Raw genomic sequence first — 19367 nt, forward strand, 5'->3', positions numbered from 1 at the left:
AATTAATGTGGTGTTAGTAATTTCTCTACATCAGCAATATTGCGACATTGAATAAGTTGAACAGGTGAGAGCTGAATCGCGTATGTTTCATTAATACGTTTTGAAACGACCTTTAAATGATGTGGACGCAGCCCGAGATGAGTAAAATGAGTTGAGTTGTCCACTTCCTTATTTGGCGTGTGACCTATTACTTCTAAATAAATGTCGAGTAGTTGATTTTGCTGTTTAGCATTATTTTCAAGTGGTATAGATGAATGATCGGACCCATTATTCTTGAAATATGGTCGTTTATTTTGAAGCTCACTGAAAAAATTGCTGAGATCAAAATCGAATATTTCTGAGCCAATAATTTGCTTGATTGCTAATTGTAATGCATTCAAGAAATCTTCAATCATGTAAGGTGGAAATGCTTCTTGGGCATAATCAATATCGAAAATCAAAGCGCCGTCATTTCTTGTGCTAAAGCGAATATCAATTGCAACTTGAGGGGTTTGGGTCAGTCCATCTTGTTGCTGAATAGGATGAGATTCAGATAATACAGGCCATGACAAACCATTTGTAATTACAATTGGTAATACTGGAGCAGTGCCAACTTTTTCAAATAATAGTCGAGCGAGATCAACGCCTGAAAATGAAAGATGCTGTAAACCCTCTAAAACTTCAGTTTGCAAACGGTTTGCTTGTTCAGCAAATTGATCTGAAGTTTTCCACTCAACAGCAATAAACGTAGAGCTATTGAAAAATGGTCCGGCATAGAGGGGAAGAGTAGGAACAGCAACGCATAGAGATTTGTCCGTGTTCCAATGAGATAGCACTTCCAAAATAATCGCCATGATGACTGAGTTTTTAAACAGTGAATGTTTTGCACCTATTTTAGACAACTGTTTAAATTGAGCTTTCTCTATAACTAGACTGTTACGTTGGTAACGTGAAGTCGGTAAATGCTGTAAGGGTGTTTTCCACGGAAGCGCTGGAATAGCCGATAATTTAGAAAATTTTCTTTCCCAGTAAGCCATATCTGCCTGATGAACAGACAAGCTTTTTTTAGCTTCATTTTCTTCTATTTGCGTTTGGATATCATGTTGTTGTCCATCAAATAGCTCTAACATAAGTGAAGCTATAGATCGGCCATCTAAAATTAATGCATCAAAGCGGACAAAAATCGTTAATAGATTATTTTTTAATAAAAATACAGTGATATTCCAAGGTGACTGATTTAAATCAAATAGCTCATGCGTATAACTATTTTTATAGGACTGGATGTGGTGAGAAGCACGTTCAGGTTCCCATGTAGTTAGGTCTATTTCTTTTAAATTGACACTCACTTGATCGCTTACATATTGTACTAACCTATTTTTATCAATATAGGTTCGTAAGCTGTCATGCCGCCGTACCATTTCTGTCAATCGTTGTTTTAATAAAACAATATCCATTTTGCCGTGATACTGCCTAAACTCTTGCATGGCAACACCACCTAAAGGAAGGGCTTGAGTTCGGCCTAATAGGTAGGCTTGCTGTAATGCATTTAATGGTTTTTGAGACGTACGATCTGATGGAGTATTTTGGGCTGGGCTTATAATTTGTGTATTAAGTTGTTCAGGGTACACTGCAAGATTTTTAAGTAAATGAATGAAAGATTCAAATAAATTCGTAATCCATTCTTTGGGTAGAGCATCTAAACGGATGTCCCAGTTAACTAAAATACCGTCATCTACATGAGCAACTTGTGCATCAAGTGCAACTTGCGGCCCTTGTGAAATGACCCAATTCATTGAGCCAAAAACACGGCGGACACGTTCGGAAAGTAAATTATCATTTTCTAAGTCGAGTGCCGCTGTAAATACCACGGGAGCAATCTGTGCACTACCATGATAACGGGACAAGTCACGTAGAACATTAACACCCGAATAATGTGAATGCTCTAATAACTCAAACATTTGATTTGCTATTTGTTTGCAGAATGCGGCTAAGGTAGTCGTCTCATTCATATCGACATCAAGGATGACTAAATTAGCAAAATCACCAATAGTGCCTTCGACATTTTTTAAAACCGGTTCGCGCCAAAAAGTAGGAATATTTAATCGAAAGCTATGATCTTTGGTTGCATGACCAAGCGTATAGGCAAATAGACCTAATATCAGATTGGTCACAGTAATGCGTTGTTCTCTAGCAAGTTGTTGTAGTGCTGTTCGTTCTTTTGGCGATAACCACGTACTTAAACGATCACTTTTCGCAGTTTTGAACTCTTGATTAATGAAAGGTAGAGAAGGAGCAGGGCTAATATGAGTCAGGCGTTCTTTCCACCATAAGCGGTCTCGTTGGCTTAATTTTTTTAGGTCAGGGGCTGTCCGCATTTTCTGATACCAGTCAAAAAAATTAGGCGGACGGGAGAATGATATTTCTGGGTCTTCATAAAACAAAGAAAGATCTTCCATTAAATTCAAGAAGCTGGACGGATCTATAGCAATCATGTCCGTATCTACATGAAAACGAAAAATATTCTTTTTAAGAATACTTACAGAAAATCTTGCAGTCTGGCCCTGACTTAAATCAAGTTTTTGGTGGGTCCATTGCTCCCGTTTTTGCATGAGCATTTGCTCAATTTGATGATCACTAAGCTTTGAAAAATCATCGACTTCTAATATCTGTTGAGCCTTCTCAGCCATGATGTTTGCGATGCCATCGGCACTCAAACTTAACCTCAAAATAGAGTGTTCTTTATAAAGTCGTTGAAGTGCTAAATGTAATTTTTGTGGATCAATAAATTGACCGTCAAATTCTGCATAGAGGTGGGCAGCAACCCCACCTAAAGTTGCGTTGCCAGAGCGCCCAAACCAGCAGGCCGCTTGCATCGAAGTTAATTCACACATTGAACGATAACTCGGTTGACAAATTAATCTTGTTTCAGCATCATACAAACAAATGAAAATGATTACCAGTTGCATTTGTTAATCATTTCCAATTTTGCTATGAATATATAGCTTGTCCGTCTTAAGAGTTTTCTTTTGTCGGTATTCAAATTAAATATTTATACCGAGATGTAAGAAAATTTACGAAGAATCAATAGCTTGATAACCATTAAATTAAATTGAATATTTAGAATGTCATGAAAAAACAGTTGATTGAGTTTGTTCGCTGGTCTCCAGAGAGAGCGCAACACTATCGAAATAAAGGTTATTGGATTGACCAACCTTTGACGCGCATTTTAACGGTAGGGGTTCAATCGCATCCGCATTCGCCGGCAATTATTTGTGGTGAGCGTCAGTTGAGTTATATCGAGCTGGACCGGCTATCAACAAATTTAGCTACTCGACTAGCTGAAAAAGGCTTGGGCAAGGGTGATACTGCTTTAGTACAACTTCCCAATGTTGCGGAGTTTTATATTGTCTTTTTTGCCTTGCTTAAGGCAGGCGTGGTTGTGCTCAATGCGCTATATAGCCATCGCCAATATGAACTAAATGCCTTTATTAAACAGATTCAACCTAAGCTTTTAATTGGTTCGCGTCAGCATGAAGTCTTTAGCAATAATCAATTTATTGACTCACTTCATGATGTAAATTTAAGTCCTGAAATTATTTTGATGCTCAATCATCAAGCTACCGATTTCGGACTATTAGACTGGATTGAAACACCAGCAAAGACCTTTGTCGATTTTTCATCGACACCTGCTGATGAAGTTGCTTTCTTTCAATTGTCAGGTGGAAGTACGGGAACACCAAAACTTATTCCGCGAACGCATAATGACTATGACTATAGTGTGCGGGCCAGTGCCGAGATTTGCGGTTTAAACTCGCATACCCGGTTATTGTGCGCTCTACCAGCTCCGCATAACTTTATGTTGAGTTCACCCGGTGCATTAGGCGTTTTACATGCAGGTGGATGTGTTGTCATGGCACCAAATCCTGAACCGCTCAATTGTTTTTCTATTATTCAAAGACATCAAGTCAATATGGCATCTTTAGTGCCGAGTGCTGTCATTATGTGGCTAGAAAAAGCCGCGCAATATAAAGATCAAATTCAGTCTTTAAAGTTGCTTCAAGTAGGTGGAGCAAGTTTCCCTGAGTCTTTAGCTCGTCAAGTTCCTGAAGTCCTCAATTGTAAATTACAACAAGTATTTGGAATGGCCGAAGGCTTGGTCAATTACACCAGACTCGATGACTCCGATGAGCAAATCTTTACGACACAAGGGCATCCTATCAGTTCTGATGATGAAATCAAAATTGTGGATGAGCAGTATAAAGAAGTTCCGGAAGGTGAAATAGGGATGCTTGCGACTCGGGGACCTTATACCTTTTGTGGTTATTACCAAAGCCCTGAACATAATTCTCAGGTCTTTGATGAAGACAACTATTACTATTCGGGCGATCTCGTGCAGCGTACTTCGGATGGTAATTTACGTGTAGTAGGAAGAATTAAAGACCAGATTAACCGTGGTGGTGAAAAGATTGCTTCGGAAGAAATAGAAAAACTTATTCTTCTACATCCGGAAGTTATGCACGCAGCTTTGGTCGCGATTGTTGATGACCAATTCGGTGAAAAGAGTTGTGCCTTTATTGTTTCTCGCAATCCTGGACTTAAAGCTGTTGTGCTCAGACGCCATCTCATGGAGTTGGGCATTGCGCAATACAAACTTCCAGATCAGATCAAATTAATCGAAAGTTTGCCACTGACCGCAGTCGGTAAGGTGGACAAAAAACAACTTCGCAGCATTTTAAATACATTTACAACATCTTAATAAATATTGAGCAGCATATGGCTATTGCAAAAATTTCCACTTATCTCATGCCCAAACGAGAGAGTTATCCAAAGAACAAAACAGACTGGCAGTTAGATCCTTCTCGAGCAGTTTTGTTAATTCATGATATGCAACGCTACTTTTTAAATTTTTACGATGCTGAAAGTAAATTAATTAAGACGGTTGTTAATCATTTAGTTCAACTAAGAACTTGGGCACATCAGAACAATGTTCCGGTTGTCTATACCGCACAGCCTTATGAACAACCAGCGGCAGATCGTGCATTACTGAATGCCATGTGGGGGCCGGGTTTGCCAGCCTCAACAATCGATCAGCAAAAAATTATTGATCAACTTTCTCCTGCTGAACATGACATTGTCTTAAAGAAATGGCGTTATAGCGCGTTTAAACGTTCGGATTTACTTGAAAGAATGCAAAACTGGAATCGTGATCAGCTCATTATTGGCGGTGTCTATGCCCATATCGGTTGTATGGTTACGGCAATTGAAGCTTTTATGAGTGATATACAACCCTTTCTTGTTGGAGATGCAGTTGCCGATTTTTCAGAAGAAGAACATCGCTTAGCTTTGAAATATGTATCTTCACGTTGCGGTCAAGTTGTGGATACCGAATCTGTAGTGGGGCAGGTGGCAACAGGCATTACACGACCTTGGTTAGAGCAAAGGGTCCAGCAGCTTATTGAAGAAGATGAATTAGATCCAGAAGAAAACCTGATTCTTTATGGACTGGACTCATTACGAATCATGCAGTTTTCTTCGGAACTCAAAGCGCAGGGAATCAATATTAGTTTTGAGGAATTAGGACGTACACCCACTTTATCAAATTGGTGGTCATTGGTGGATGCACGGCAACGGATTGCAGGGTAGAGGGTTGCCTCATAAGGCATACGACAAATCCTGGTCGCTAAATTTATACATAAAATTTATATCTTTGATAGCGACTCCTTAGACGACTTGTAATCGTCATATTAACGGAGCAAAAAATGATTTTATCGCCTGCTGATCAAGAGAAAATAGAGACATTCTGGAATTACTGTTTAAAACATCAATACTTCAATATTGGATATCCTGAATCTGCAGATTTTGATTATTCCGCTTTATTCCGTTTTTTCAAATTCTCTATTAATAATTGTGGTGATTGGAAAGACTATAGCAATTACGCATTGAATTCTTTTGAGTTTGAAAAAGATGTGATGGCGTATTTTGCTGAAATTTTTCAAATTCCCTTTGAAGAAAGCTGGGGATACGTAACCAATGGTGGCACAGAAGGTAATATGTTTGGCTGCTATCTGGCACGTGAGCTATTTCCAGATTCAACATTATATTATTCAAAAGATACGCATTATTCGGTAGGAAAAATCGCCAAATTATTGCAGATGAAATCTTGCGTGGTTGAATCATTGGATAATGGTGAAATCGACTATGATGATTTAATCGATAAAATAAAAACCAATAAAGAAAGTCACCCCATTATTTTTGCAAATATTGGCACGACTATGACGGGCGCAATTGATGATATTGAAATGATTCAAGAGCGCTTAGCGCAAATCGGAATCATGCGCCGAGATTATTATATTCATGCCGATGCTGCCTTGAGTGGCATGATTTTACCTTTTGTTGATCATCCTCAAGCGTTTTCCTTTGCTCATGGCATCGACTCGATTTGTGTGTCTGGTCATAAAATGATTGGCTCACCGATTCCGTGTGGCATTGTTGTGGCCAAACGCCAAAATGTAGAGCGTATATCGGTAGATGTTGACTATATCTCTACACGTGATCAAACCATTAGTGGTTCTCGTAATGGTCATACCGTCTTGCTGATGTGGGCAGCAATACGTAGCCAAACCAATTTACAAAGACGACAGAGAATTCAACATTGCCTCAAAATGGCCCAGTACGCGGTTGATCGCTTTCAGGCAGTGAGCATTCCTGCTTGGCGGAATCCGAATTCAATCACTGTGGTATTTCCGTGTCCTTCTGAGCACGTCTGGAAAAAGCATTATCTGGCAACCTCTGGAAATATGGCTCATTTAATTACTACGGCACATCACCGAGATACACGTCAGATTGATAGCTTAATTGACGACGTTATTTTTGATTTACAAGGTGCCTCTAAACGTACAGTTGGTTTTTAGTCATATCAACCAAGATGATTTAGACAAATCCATATTAATTTTTACAGTCTAGAAAATGATCTAAAAATATTTTGATAGGGCGGTTAGGAAGTTTTTGATGCAATTAAAGTTTTTAAAAAAATACTTTTTATATGATTTTCTTATTCATGCTTTTTTAAAGCCGAAAATAGCAATTCTTGCTGGTCAATTGAAGCGAGATTTTATTTTAAGTACCGCTTTTTCTATGAATATAAAGAGAGATAAGCATGTCTGATTTAAAGTTATCTCATCTGATGACAGACTCTTCTTTGGCACCTGCACTCAAGCCAGCATTTCCTAAATTATTTGCAGGAACACTTGCTGCCGTATTTTCTGGTTTAGCCATTTTAACTGCCCTGTGGGGCATGATTCAGTTGATTGGTTATTTATCTTCTTATTGGGTGATCTTTTCAGCGGTTTTTTGGATAGTTGGGGCGGCATTGGCAGCACTGGCTTCATGGTTAGTGCATGATGCAGAGGCTGGATTTTCGGCACGATTACGTCGTCAAATTGCTCATCATTTAATTCGGTTACCGACTACAACCCTATCAAAACAGGGTGACCAAAATTTAAAACGACTGGTTTCAGACGATATCGCAACTTTACATCATATGGTGGCGCATTTACCGTCGGAAATTGCGATTTTTGCTGTAATCCCTTTAGTTTCTATTGTTTTATTAGTTGTGTTGGTTGGCCCGATGGCCCTGTGGGTATTATTACCTGGGGCAATTGCTTCACTCTATTATTTAATTATTGTTCCCCATGTATCAAAACGGGATGGCGCTGCACGTATGCAGGTCATGTTAGATATTATTGGTTCTGCTGATGATTATGCGCGCGGCATTCGTGATAACCGTATATATGGGCAACAATCAGGCGCTTTAACTGCCTATACTCAATCAGCACAAAATTTCACTCAAAATATGGTGTCTTGGGTGAGTAAAGTCGCAACACTCGCTGCTGTTGCCACCGCACTGCTACAAGCTGTTGCAACCTTTGCCATCGCCTATTTTGTAGCTTATCAATACGACAGTATGACCTTGGCTGCAACACTTTTCTTTAGTTTGGCCATCGTGACACCTTCACTACGTTTAGGGCATGGTCTTGATTATGTCGCTGCTGGGCGAGCTGCAGCTAGTCGTTTATCTGCATTCTTAAAAGAACCGGTACTCTCATCGGGTAATCTACAACAGATTGAGCAAGATGTAACACTTGAAATAGTTAATGCAAGCTTTGCAATCGAAAATCAAAAAGTATTGGATCGATTAAGTTATGCATTTCCAAAAAATTCAATTACTGCAATTACAGGGCCAAGTGGAGTTGGCAAAACAACCTTACTGCGAGCACTTGCTGGGTTCGCTGTATTGCAAGAAGGTGTCGTTCAATTAGCAAAAACAGATATTTTGCAATTACATGAAAAACTAAGACATGAAAAGGTTTTGTTTATTCCACAAGGTGGAGATGTATTACCGACCACAGTAAGAGAAAACTTGTCCTTATCTGCCGTTAATGCAAATGATGAACAACTTGAGCAGGCATTACTCAAGGCCCAACTAAAAGTAGATTTAAATGCAGATGCAACTTTACTTTCAGGCGGTGAAAAACAGCGCATAGGAATAGCGCGTGCGTTTTTATCCTCAGCTCCTATTATTTTATTAGATGAGCCAACGAGCGCACTAGACCATACCAATGCGACAAAAATAATATTGGAATTAAGCCACTTAGCTAAAAACCAGAATAAAACCATAGTCATGGTCACTCATGATCTTGCCTTAGCTGCTCATGCCGACAACAGGTTAGTGCTTAAAGGCCCAACTGACTCAGGGAAATCTTTATGAATACTCCTGCTAAATTAAATAAAGATCAGATTTTTTCGATGCTTCCTCGTGCGGCCAAACAAAAATTAATTATTGTTGGTATCGGATGGATCATTGTTGCAGCAATTGAAGCAATCGCATATACCGTATTGGCATTTGCAATTGTCAATCAATGGTCACCAAGCTGGGTTCTCATCAGTGCAATTGCAGCAATATTAGTGACAGTGGTAGTCACTCGTGCTGGCTTCCTCACGGGCGTGCGCTTAGCTGGAGACCTATTTGCTGAGTTAGGCAAATCTTTAGCTCGTGCCAAGCTCTCTTGGTTTACCAATGAACAGCGTGCTCAGATTAAAACGATTGCTGGACAGGGAATTCCTGGGTTTATGAGTATTCCTGCTCATCAATTGCAAACCTTTTTACATGCGCCTTTTATGCCTTTGTTTCTAACAATAGGAATAGGCATGCTTGCCGGAGCAGGTCTAGCATTTGTCGCTTTAGGCTTACTTTTACTCTCTTTATTTGCTCAATTCCTAGCACAACGTGCACTCATGCATATTGATAAAAAGCGTAATACTGCCGATTTAGCCGCTTCACAAGCAACGTTGGAATTGGTTGATCATGTTGAGTTGTTACGCACAGCAGCGGGACCAGAACGTGCGGTTCAAAGGCTGGAGCATCGTTGGGAAGAACAAGAAAAGACATTAGTACGGATCAATCGTGCTGCTGCATTTGCAAGTTTTATTGCAACCTTGGCAAGTGTTTTACCCATTGCAGGGATGGCAACATATCTGGTGTTCGCTGGAGTCAATCATGCGGCTTTGATATTGGCATTACTCGTCTTAATTGGACGTGCAGCAGCGCCGTTAGGTGAACTTGCTACCGCAGGGTTGCATATCAATGATTTGTTTGCCGCACTTCGCAATTTTAATCAGATCACCCATCCACCTGAGTTGCCTGAGCCATTACACCCTCAAATTCCTACTGGCCATCATATTTCTGTACAAGACGTTAGCTATGCGCCAGTACTTGAAAATATGACTCTCGAAATCGCATGGGGGAGCAGAGTATGGGTTACTGGACCAAGCGGTAGTGGTAAGAGTACTTTACTTGAATTACTTACACGGTTTGATGATCCACAAAGAGGAAAAATTACCCTGGGTGGCATAACTCTTGATCAAATGAAATATGAAGATTTGGTTTCGAATATCGCTTATGTCACGCAAGAACCTATTTTGTTCACAGGAACACTGGCTGAAAATATCCGTTTAGGAAAACCTGATGCAACTGATGATGAAATAGAAAAGGCTGCAAGAGATGCCGCATTAGGGGCAATTATTGACCGTAGTTCAGAAGGAATTAATCAATCGGTAGGTAAACAAGGCACCGCATTGTCTGGTGGTGAACGTCAGCGGGTCGCAATTGCCCGAGCATTACTCAAAAATGCGCCGATTTTAATACTTGATGAAGCAACCTCTGCCTTGGATGAAGAGACTGAGCAAGAAATCGTTACAACGATACGTACTCTTTCTTCTACGGTTATTTTTGTGACACATCGTGATTCCACCATTTGGCAACCGACTCAAACTATCAATTTAGCTTCAATTTCTGTTTAAAAAATAACGTAGAAACCTGATTTAAGCATTTTTTATGAAAGAAAAATGCTTAATATTTGGAGAATTCTTAAGTGAATAAACATCAATATAATATGTTCTGTTTACCGCCTGCGGGGAGTAGCGCGAGTATTTATCATCCATGGAAAAAGCAGATCTCTGACAATATTCGTATTATTCCTATTGAATATTCGGGTCATGGTATAAAAATAAATGAACCATTAATTGATGATCCTGATCTATTGGCTATGCAAATTGCCAATGAAATACATGCTTATTCAGATACACCGTTCATTTTATTTGGACATAGTGTAGGAGGTGGCTTGATTTGGAAAGTACTCAATTATTTGAATGAAAAAACAATGATTGATCAGTTGAGATTAATCGTTATAAGTAGCCGACCTGAGCATCACTATATTCAACATATGCGGTACAAGCATGAGCTAACTGATGAAAAAATTATTGATGAATTAAAACGCTACAATAATTTTCCTGATGAAATTTTAAATAATCAGGATGCGCTCACATTCTTTCTCAAAATCATTCGTAACGACTTCTATCTTAGCGATCAATTACTTAGCGAGAAGATTCATAAGACTGAGGTTCCGATCGTTGCATTTTATGGCAAACAAGACCCTGATATTCCTAACAAAAGAATGATGGATGCATGGGAACAACACACAGAAAAGTGGTTAGGTAGTATTGAGTTTGAAGGGGACCATTTCTACTTTCTCAATCCCGAGACCCGAATAAAGATGCTTGAAAACATTGCTGCCATCGTTGAAACATTGACCGTGAATATTGAATAAAGTGCAGGCTATGAATAGGGAGAAGCAGGTAAATAGAGAGGCTAATTCATGTCTGGATGAAATAAATATTCAATATGAAAAGCTAACAGCTTTCGGGCTAGATATACATAAAGTCCAGCTCAGTGAAATCAAAGAAATACCTCAGCTTGATCATATCTACCAGGAGCTAAATATATTTCTTCCACCGAATATAAAAAGCTCACGCTTCATTCGACAATTAGAATTCTTGACGGGACGCTTAGCAGCAAAACATGCATTACAAAGCCTCAATTTACAACATTCTATTGTCTATCAAGGTAGACATGGGGAACCCCTATGGCCCGAAGGAGTGCTGGGTGGGATTAGCCATGTTGGATCAAAAAAATCATGTCATGCCATCGCATATGCTAGAAATAACACGGTTAAAGAAAAAATATTTGGGATCGATATAGAGTCTCAAAAGCATCATATTTTTTTTCAAAAGAAAGATGAATTTTATGATGTTTTTCTAAATAAAAACGAACAGGAAGAAATTGAAAAGCTGCAAAAAAAACAGGCATATTTATATTTGGTAATATTCTCTGCTAAAGAAAGTATCATTAAAGCAATTTATTTAAAATATAAGCAAATTATTGATTTTAAAAATATAAATTTTAAACAACTAGATGGCGAGTATCTTTATTTTTACCTTAGTCAAGAAAGTTCAATCGAGATAAATCTAGAGATTAAAGTTCAATTTTTTTATACAAATAACGAGATAATTACAATTTCTTGCATTGAAAACTAATTTTATTATTGATAATAATAATCATTTGCATTAATGTGTGTTTCAGTATTTTTATATTCCTATATTTAAAAAGAAGTACTACAGAATTTGCTTGAAAAAAATCAATGTGAGAGGTGATATACAGATGATGCAGACTCAAATATCAGTAGAGCAAAATTTAGATCATATCGGTCAAAAGAAATTTTCATGTTTCTCAACGAAAAATTATTATCTTGAAGTCAACGAATTCGTTAAAACGATAAATACACCCGCAGCAAATACCGCACTATTTAATGACGAGATTGCAAAATGTTTTGAAGAAATTAAAAAGCAAGGCCATCAGAATCCAGTTTTAATTGGTGCTATACCTTTTGATATTACAAAGAAAAGTAGCTTAAATTTTTATGCTGATCATAGAAAAATAACACAAGCATCTTCTACGATTAACTCATTAAAAAATCTTAATAATATTGAGATAATTAATAAATCATTACTCATTCAACGCCAAAAATTTGAAGGTACAGTACAGCTGGCTTTAGATGCTTTTGAGAAAAAGAAGGTAGAAAAAGTTGTTCTTTCTCAGGCTGTTGAATATGAGTTTAACCATCATCAAAAGCCAGAAAATTTATTGGCTGCTTTATTAAAGCAAAATCCAAATGCTTATAATTTTGTGATTCCAGTCGAACATAATAATTATATTCTCGGCGCAAGCCCAGAACTGCTTTTATCAAAACAAGGGCGTATTGTAACCAGTAATCCTTTGGCTGGTTCTAGACCCAAATCACAGATTTCTGAAAAAAATTTCGTCAGCCAACAAGAATTAAATCAATCTGAGAAAGACCAACATGAACATCGAATTGTGGTTGAAAATATTATTAGAAATTTAGCCACTCATTGTGTAGAGCTTAAGGTTTCTGAATTTCCAGATATTTTAGAAACATCAACAATGTTGCATTTATCATCAGAATTCCAAGGGGTGCTCAAACAACAGGCACCGAATGCATTAAACCTTGCATTAGAATTACATCCAACACCAGCGGTTTGTGGCTCACCAACCAATGTTGCTAAGCAGTTTATTTTAGATCATGAAGGTTATGACCGACATTATTACACGGGGTTAGTAGGCTGGATGGATGCCGAGGGTAATGGAGAATGGGTAGTAACGATTCGCTGTGGTCTACTCAGTGAAAATAAAATGCGCTTATATGCTGGTGCGGGGATTGTGGAAGGATCAGATGCTGAAGCTGAATGGTTAGAAACAGAAGCTAAGATGCAAACCATGCTGAATATTCTAAATACAAAAATTGCTCTGTGATTCACAAATCTCTGATGTTTTTATTTTTATAGTTAAAATAATAATGATATAAGATAGATGTACTCAGAATTTAATTAAATAAAAAGCCTGCATAAAGCAGGCTTTTTATTTAAGAGGATTATTCTAAGAATTTAACAGTTACGCCAGAACGTACTTTATTACCTAAATCGTTAGCATCCCAGTTTGTTAAACGGATACAACCGTGAGAAGCTGTTTTAGAAATTAAAGACGGGTTTGGTGTTCCGTGAATACCAAAAGATTTTTTACTTAAACCAATCCAGATATTACCTACAGGTGCATTTGGACCAGGTGGTAAAGAAAGAGGTTTCAAGTTTTTACCTTGAATAAAGTTTGATGGTGAGTAGCTATACCAAGGATTACGAGCCACACCAACTACCTTGTAAGTACCGGTCGGAGAAGGCGTATCAGTACTGCCAATTGTTGCAGGAAATGACGCAATCATTTGGTTACGGCTATTGAAGAGATACAATTGTTTTGCACCTTTATGCGCAATAATCAAATGAATGTCTTCTGGTAAATCATTGCGTACGTTTGGAACAATGATTTTTTCACCCGCTTTTTTGAATGTTGCTGTTGGATTGATTGTTTTTAAGAAAGCTTCATCGATATGAAACTTTTCGCCCAACATTTCGCTAACACGAGTGTAATACAAACCTTTCATTTTAGCCTGTAAAGCATAATCAGAAGGAATTGATTGTGCATATGGGCCTTTTAAATCAGCATCAGTAATGGTGTATTCAATAAATGAAGGTTTTGTTTGCTTAGCAACTAATGCATCCCAAGTTTCTTTAGTTAGTTCACCAGTAGGTGATAAACCATTCATTTGCTGGAATGAAGAGATTGCTTTTAACGTGTTTTTGCCACTCATACCGTCAATTGCACCCGGTGATGCATGTGCATTATTTAGCATGACGTGAGCACGAGCATAAACTGGAAACTGGCCCTTACCAATATTTTCATACCATTCAGCCGAATTTAAGCTATCTAATGTCCAAGAAACTGCTGGAGCTGAAGTCTTAGCAGTTGTTGTGGTCGTTTTAGCTACGGCTACTGGTGCTGAAGCGGCAATACCTGAATCAGCATTTTGGTCTTCAGTTTTTTGCAAATTTTGTAATGTTGTTGACGCTCGATTTAAGTCACTTTGTTCTTGAGCGGTAATTTGTGTCGAAGCTTGAGCTTTTACAGTTGAAGCTGCATCTACTGCTAAAGGATCAATCGGATCTTCTACAGGAGCTGATACCTTTTTAGGGTTCAGGGGTTGCTCAGTTGTTGAAGCAGCAAAAGCAACATTAGCAATAATACAACTTAAACTCATAGCGAGTAATGAGCGAACAAACATGTAATTCAACCTTAAGAATTTTCATATAAGCAATAGGGGCATGATCTAATCTAAAATTGCATAAAATTACCAATAACTCATCTCTATGAGCCCAAGATTGGCAATTTAGTGGTTAAAAGAATATCAATAGACCCGATGTAACATGTTGCAAGTATTGCAGAAAACCTTGCTGGTTGCAGTAGACTTTTGTGTAAATATGCATTTTTTAGTAGATTGACGAGTTTTTTGTGTGAAATTGAAATTATAAAAATCTCTATGTTTTTGATATGATGCTGCCACATAAAGAATATAGAGATTGGTAATGACGACTTTGAAAAATGATCGTTTCCTACGAGCTTTGTTACGCGAACCTGTAGATACCACACCGGTATGGATGATGCGTCAAGCGGGACGTTATTTGCCTGAATATCGTGAAACACGTTCAAAAGCAGGCGATTTTCTATCTCTATGTAAAAATACAGAATTTGCTTGTGAAGTGACTTTGCAGCCTTTACGCCGTTACGACTTAGACGCAGCAATTTTATTTTCAGATATTTTAACAATTCCTGATGCATTAGGCTTAGGGCTTTATTTTGAAACGGGTGAAGGCCCTAAGTTTCAAAAAACTGTTCGTACTGAACAAGATGTCGCGAATTTACCCAAGCTAAATGCAAAGTCAGACCTTGATTATGTGATGAATGCAGTAAGCACAATTCGCTCTGCTTTAGGTGGCCAAGTTCCACTGATTGGTTTTTCTGGTAGTCCTTGGACATTAGCAACGTATATGGTTGAAGGTGGTTCAAGTAAAGAGTTCCGTTTTACCAAGCAGATGATGTACGCGCAACCAGAAGTTTTGCATGCTTTACTTGATCATTTAGCAGATTCAGTTATTGACTATTTAAATGCTCAAATTGATGTAGGTGCTCAGGCTATCCAGATCTTTGATAGTTGGGGTGGGGCATTAGCACATCGTGAATATGTCGAATTCTCTTTAAACTACATGAATAAAATCATTGCTGGTTTGCAACGTGAGAAAGATGGTCGCCGTATTCCTATTATTGTTTTCACTAAAGGTGGCGGTCAATGGTTAGAGCCAATGATTACGACTGGTGCAGATGCATTAGGTTTAGATTGGACTACTCCACTTAATACAGCTCGTAATATTGTGTCGGGACGTGTAGCGCTACAAGGTAATCTTGACCCTGCTGTTTTATATGGCTCGGCTGCTTCAATTGAAAAAGCTGTAAAAGCAATGTTAGACGATGCTTATGCAAACGGTGAAAAAACAGGTTACGTTGCTAACTTAGGCCACGGTATTACCCAGTGGGTAGACCCTGCGCAACCAAAAATCTTTGTAGATACAGTACATGAGTATAGTGCTAAATATCTAGGATAGTTTTTTGTGCGCCATCTCGCTTTACCAATTCATTTTATCGGCAAGGCTGTTTCGGCAGCCTTGTTTGGTATTCTACTTTTAATTGCTTTTGCTTTAACAGCACCGATGGGAAGCCACGAATATATGGGTTTTTATCGTTATGATTATTTACTCATCTATGCAGTGCTGATTCAGATCTGTCTTTTATATTTAAAACTTGAATCATGGGCAGAAGCCAAAGTTATTGCTTTATTTCATGTCATGGCGATGGTCATGGAAATATTTTTAACGCACCCTGCGATCGCATCATGGCAATATCCTCAGCCTGCTATATTTAAAATTTTAACTGTGCCTTTATTTGCAGGCTTTATGTATTCGGCTGTAGGTAGTTTTTTTGCGCGATCACTCCGATTATTTCAGGTTTCTTTCGAAAAACTTCCAAGTTTTGGAACGATGCTTTTACTCGCATTTTTCTCATATATAAACTTTATGAGTAAATTTTTTGTACCTGATATTCGCTATATTTTATTTGCAATCAGTATTTTTATTTTTTGGAAGACCAAACTTTATTTTCAGCTAAATGAATATAAATTTAAAATCCCGATGTTACCTGTATTGTTGACCCTCGCTTTTCTAATCTGGATTGCTGAAAATATTAGTACTTTTTATAAAATCTGGCTCTATCCAAGTCAGGTAGATGCTTGGCATATGGTGGGTTGGGGTAAACTGGGATCATGGTATTTATTATTACTTTTAAGTTTGGTTCTCGTGCTTAAAATATTAGGTCATCGAGATAATCAAGGTAACTGGAATCTAAGGTAAATTTTTTCGTTAGCACTTTTCATCATATTATTTATTTTTTAATTGCTAAATCACAGCCTTCTCGCTATCTTTAATATCGTGTAATAAGAATTACACATAACAATACATAAGAAACAATCAATAATGATTTTGGAGATATACATCTATGTTAAAAAAATTAGCTTTAGCTGCTTTGTTAGCAGCTGGTTCAAGTGTTGCTATGGCTGATAACGATGTAGGTTGTGGTGTGGGTACGCAAGTATGGGCTGGCCAAAAAGGAGTGGTGCCTAAAATTCTTGCTGCAACAACAAATGGTATTTTTACTAACCAATTACTAGGGATTACTTTTGGTACTTTAGGCTGCCGTCAAGGCGGAACAGTAACTGCGCAAGTGGTTACATTTACAAATGAAAATGCTGAAGCTTTAGCACGTGATATGGCAGTAGGCCAAGGTGAAAGCCTGAACGTACTTGCTGAGTTAATGCAAATTAAACCTCAAGACAAAGATCGTTTCTTTAAAGTTTCAAAAGCAAACTTTGGTGAAATCTATTCTGCAAATAACCAAAATACGCTTCAAGTTTTAGCATCATTACAAACTGTAATGGCTAAAGACGACGTTTTAAAAGCCTACGTATAAGTTTGAAACTGAAAACCCTGTCCTATGGCAGGGTTTTTCTTATATTTAATGATAAAAATTGATGAGCTTAATGAAGTCAGTTGTTTTAGTTTTTGCCTCTTTGGCAGTGAATATTGCGTATTCAGCAGATATAAATCCATCTATTCAAAAATATTGGTCAATTGCAGAACAACAAAATCTAGATCAAGACATTACATGGCAAAGGCTCATGTATGCCAATAAAAATCAGAAAAGTGAGGTCACTTATTCTGGCTATTTCCTATCAGAAAATGGAAAAAATAACTTAAAAGAAGAACTGAAAGCGGATATCTCAGCATTATTTATGCCTGCTCAAGATAACCAGTCGATTCGCTGTAAGTTCCCGGCACGTAGTCAATGGCTCATGCAAAAAGTCGGCATTCAAGAAAGTGAATTGCCTCAAGTAAAGTGTACCGAATTTGAAAATTGGATTGGGCAGATTAAGCCTCATAAAGCGACCTTAATTTATGCGACCGATTTTATGGGCAATCCTAGCTCAATGTTTGGTCATACGTTATTGCGTTTGGACCCAAAAGATCAACAGCAGTTAAACCTTGTCTCTTACGCCGTAAACTATGCAGCAACTGTGGCAGGCAACGACAACTGGTCATATGCATGGAAAGGTTTAACGGGGCAGTATCCAGGCGAATATTCATTGATGCCTTATTATCGTAAGGTAAAAGAGTATGGTGATTTTGAAAGCCGCGATTTGTGGGAATATGAGTTAAATCTATCATCTGAAGAAACTGGGTTTTTAGTAAGCCATATTTGGGAAATGCAACATGTGAGTTTCCCTTATTACTTTGTGAGTGATAACTGTGCCTATCGATTGTTGGGGTTAGTGGATTTAGTAAAACCTGAGTCTAACTTGCAAGAGAAATTCACCTATGCATCTATTCCAATGGAAACCATTAAATCGATGCAGCAGCAGGGACTCACCAAAGCTCCTGTATATCGACCTGCTTTAGAAACCCAATTATTGTCCCAAGCTCATCAGCATGGTGCCTCACTGGCGAAGGTGGCTCATCAAATTGCGATGCTGCCTATACAGCAGTCTTCTCAGATTTTAAAATCATTTACTGAGCAGGATCAGGCTAAAATCCTCGAGATGGCTTACGATGATTTATATCTACAGTTTATTGGTCGTAAAGTTGACGAAAGCATTGCTCAGCCGCAGTTACGTCAGCTTTTAGCACTCAGAAGTCAGATTGATTTAGATAAGCAACGTCAAGAACCAAAAAGACCAACAAAAGAGCCGACTCAAGGCCATAACGCACGTAATCTTTCAGTGAAAGCTGGTGAGGTTCAAGGCGATAAGTTTATCGAACTTGGTCATCGCCAAGCCTATCATGATTTAATAGATCCTCAAGGAGGCTATCGTGCAGGGACCCAATTACTATTTTTAAATGGTAATGCACAGTGGCGAGATGACCATTTAAAACTAGAACGTCTTGATTTGTTAGAAGTAAACTCTTATAACCCGATTCAACCATTTAAAACACCACTGAGTTGGGGTTTTAATTTAGGTTGGCGTCAAGAAGCCATTCATGATGGAAGCTTTAGTGAAGACAAACAACACAGCGTAGCAAGCTTTAATGCTCAGGTCGGTTACAGTCTTGCAGACTATGGGCGAAAGCATATTTGCTATGGACAAGTACAAACCTATGTACAAACAGGTTCAAATCTAGATAAAGGGTGGCGCGTAGGAATGGGGCCAACTTTAGGTTGTATGAATCAATGGTTTGAGCGTTTCAACTCTGTGGTGCAAATTGAATTGCCCTATTGGGAAGATCAAAACCAATGGAATTTGAGAGTAAATACTCAGTGGCAATATGTGATTAATCGCAATAATGCCGTTCGATTGAATTGGGACTATGAGCAACAAAACCATCAAGACTGGATGAAATCAAGTCTAGGATATGTTTGGTTCTTTTAAAGAATAAATGTATAAAAAAAGAGAAATGAGTTTATTCATTTCTCTTTTTTTGTTTTT

General features: G+C 38.2%; 14 protein-coding genes. 12 read left to right on the forward strand and 2 right to left on the reverse strand.

Going from position 1 to position 19367, the window contains the following annotated elements; translation table 11 throughout:
* Positions 1-2: 2 nt before the first annotated feature.
* Positions 3-2945, reverse strand: coding sequence for an acinetobactin non-ribosomal peptide synthetase subunit BasD (gene basD / locus KTJ10_RS05255; protein ID WP_262441509.1), 2943 nt, complete (start codon positions 2943-2945; stop codon positions 3-5).
* A 161-nt stretch (positions 2946-3106) separates the two neighbouring features.
* Here basD and basE point away from each other — a divergent pair, with 161 nt between their 5' ends.
* The 8 genes from basE (at position 3107) to basJ (ending at position 13204) form a co-directional block, all read left to right on the forward strand.
* On the forward strand, positions 3107-4735 hold the full coding sequence (gene basE / locus KTJ10_RS05260) for a (2,3-dihydroxybenzoyl)adenylate synthase BasE (protein ID WP_262441510.1): 1629 nt from the start codon (positions 3107-3109) through the stop codon (positions 4733-4735).
* A 17-nt stretch (positions 4736-4752) separates the two neighbouring features.
* Positions 4753-5622, forward strand: a complete 870-nt coding sequence (basF, locus tag KTJ10_RS05265) for an acinetobactin biosynthesis bifunctional isochorismatase/aryl carrier protein BasF (protein ID WP_262441511.1) — start codon at positions 4753-4755, stop codon at positions 5620-5622.
* A 116-nt stretch (positions 5623-5738) separates the two neighbouring features.
* Positions 5739-6890, forward strand: coding sequence for an acinetobactin biosynthesis histidine decarboxylase BasG (gene basG, locus KTJ10_RS05270; RefSeq protein ID WP_262441512.1), 1152 nt, complete (start codon positions 5739-5741; stop codon positions 6888-6890).
* Between the two features lie 245 nt (positions 6891-7135).
* Entirely contained in the window at positions 7136-8746 is a 1611-nt protein-coding gene (gene barA / locus KTJ10_RS05275) for an acinetobactin export ABC transporter permease/ATP-binding subunit BarA (RefSeq protein ID WP_262441513.1), read from the forward strand.
* Positions 8743-10338, forward strand: coding sequence for an acinetobactin export ABC transporter permease/ATP-binding subunit BarB (barB, locus tag KTJ10_RS05280; protein ID WP_262441514.1), 1596 nt, complete (start codon positions 8743-8745; stop codon positions 10336-10338). Before barA ends, barB begins: the two co-directional genes overlap by 4 nt.
* A 71-nt stretch (positions 10339-10409) precedes the next feature.
* A complete protein-coding gene (gene basH, locus KTJ10_RS05285) occupies positions 10410-11144 on the forward strand; it encodes an acinetobactin biosynthesis thioesterase BasH (protein ID WP_213689464.1) in 735 nt (244 codons plus the stop codon).
* A gap of 10 nt (positions 11145-11154) precedes the next feature.
* Complete coding sequence (locus tag KTJ10_RS05290) at positions 11155-11910, forward strand: 4'-phosphopantetheinyl transferase (protein ID WP_262441515.1); 756 nt, start codon at positions 11155-11157, stop codon at positions 11908-11910.
* Positions 11911-12034: 124 nt separating this feature from the next.
* On the forward strand, positions 12035-13204 hold the full coding sequence (gene basJ / locus KTJ10_RS05295; protein ID WP_262441516.1) for an acinetobactin biosynthesis isochorismate synthase BasJ: 1170 nt from the start codon (positions 12035-12037) through the stop codon (positions 13202-13204).
* Positions 13205-13322: 118 nt separating this feature from the next.
* Here the strand turns inward: basJ and KTJ10_RS05300 are convergent, their stop codons facing one another.
* Entirely contained in the window at positions 13323-14564 is a 1242-nt protein-coding gene (locus KTJ10_RS05300) for a L,D-transpeptidase (RefSeq protein WP_017398631.1), read from the reverse strand.
* A gap of 301 nt (positions 14565-14865) precedes the next feature.
* Between KTJ10_RS05300 and hemE the strand changes: the two genes are divergently transcribed.
* From hemE to KTJ10_RS05320, 4 genes are all read left to right on the forward strand, one after another.
* Positions 14866-15939 carry a uroporphyrinogen decarboxylase gene (gene hemE, locus KTJ10_RS05305; RefSeq protein WP_033847704.1) on the forward strand — a complete coding sequence of 358 codons (1074 nt, stop codon included), beginning with the start codon at positions 14866-14868 and terminating at the stop codon, positions 15937-15939.
* A 6-nt stretch (positions 15940-15945) separates the two neighbouring features.
* Positions 15946-16740 (forward strand): DUF817 family protein, encoded by a 795-nt coding sequence (locus tag KTJ10_RS05310; RefSeq protein WP_033847703.1) that lies wholly within the window; start codon positions 15946-15948, stop codon positions 16738-16740.
* Positions 16741-16885: 145 nt separating this feature from the next.
* On the forward strand, positions 16886-17356 hold the full coding sequence (locus KTJ10_RS05315; RefSeq protein ID WP_002118800.1) for a DUF3015 family protein: 471 nt from the start codon (positions 16886-16888) through the stop codon (positions 17354-17356).
* A 61-nt stretch (positions 17357-17417) separates the two neighbouring features.
* Positions 17418-19310, forward strand: coding sequence for a DUF4105 domain-containing protein (locus KTJ10_RS05320; RefSeq protein ID WP_262441517.1), 1893 nt, complete (start codon positions 17418-17420; stop codon positions 19308-19310).
* Positions 19311-19367: the final 57 nt, after the last annotated feature.

The sequence above is a fragment of the Acinetobacter sp. WU_MDCI_Abxc222 genome, from assembly GCF_025514755.1.
Taxonomy (GTDB): Bacteria; Pseudomonadota; Gammaproteobacteria; order Pseudomonadales; family Moraxellaceae; genus Acinetobacter; species Acinetobacter geminorum.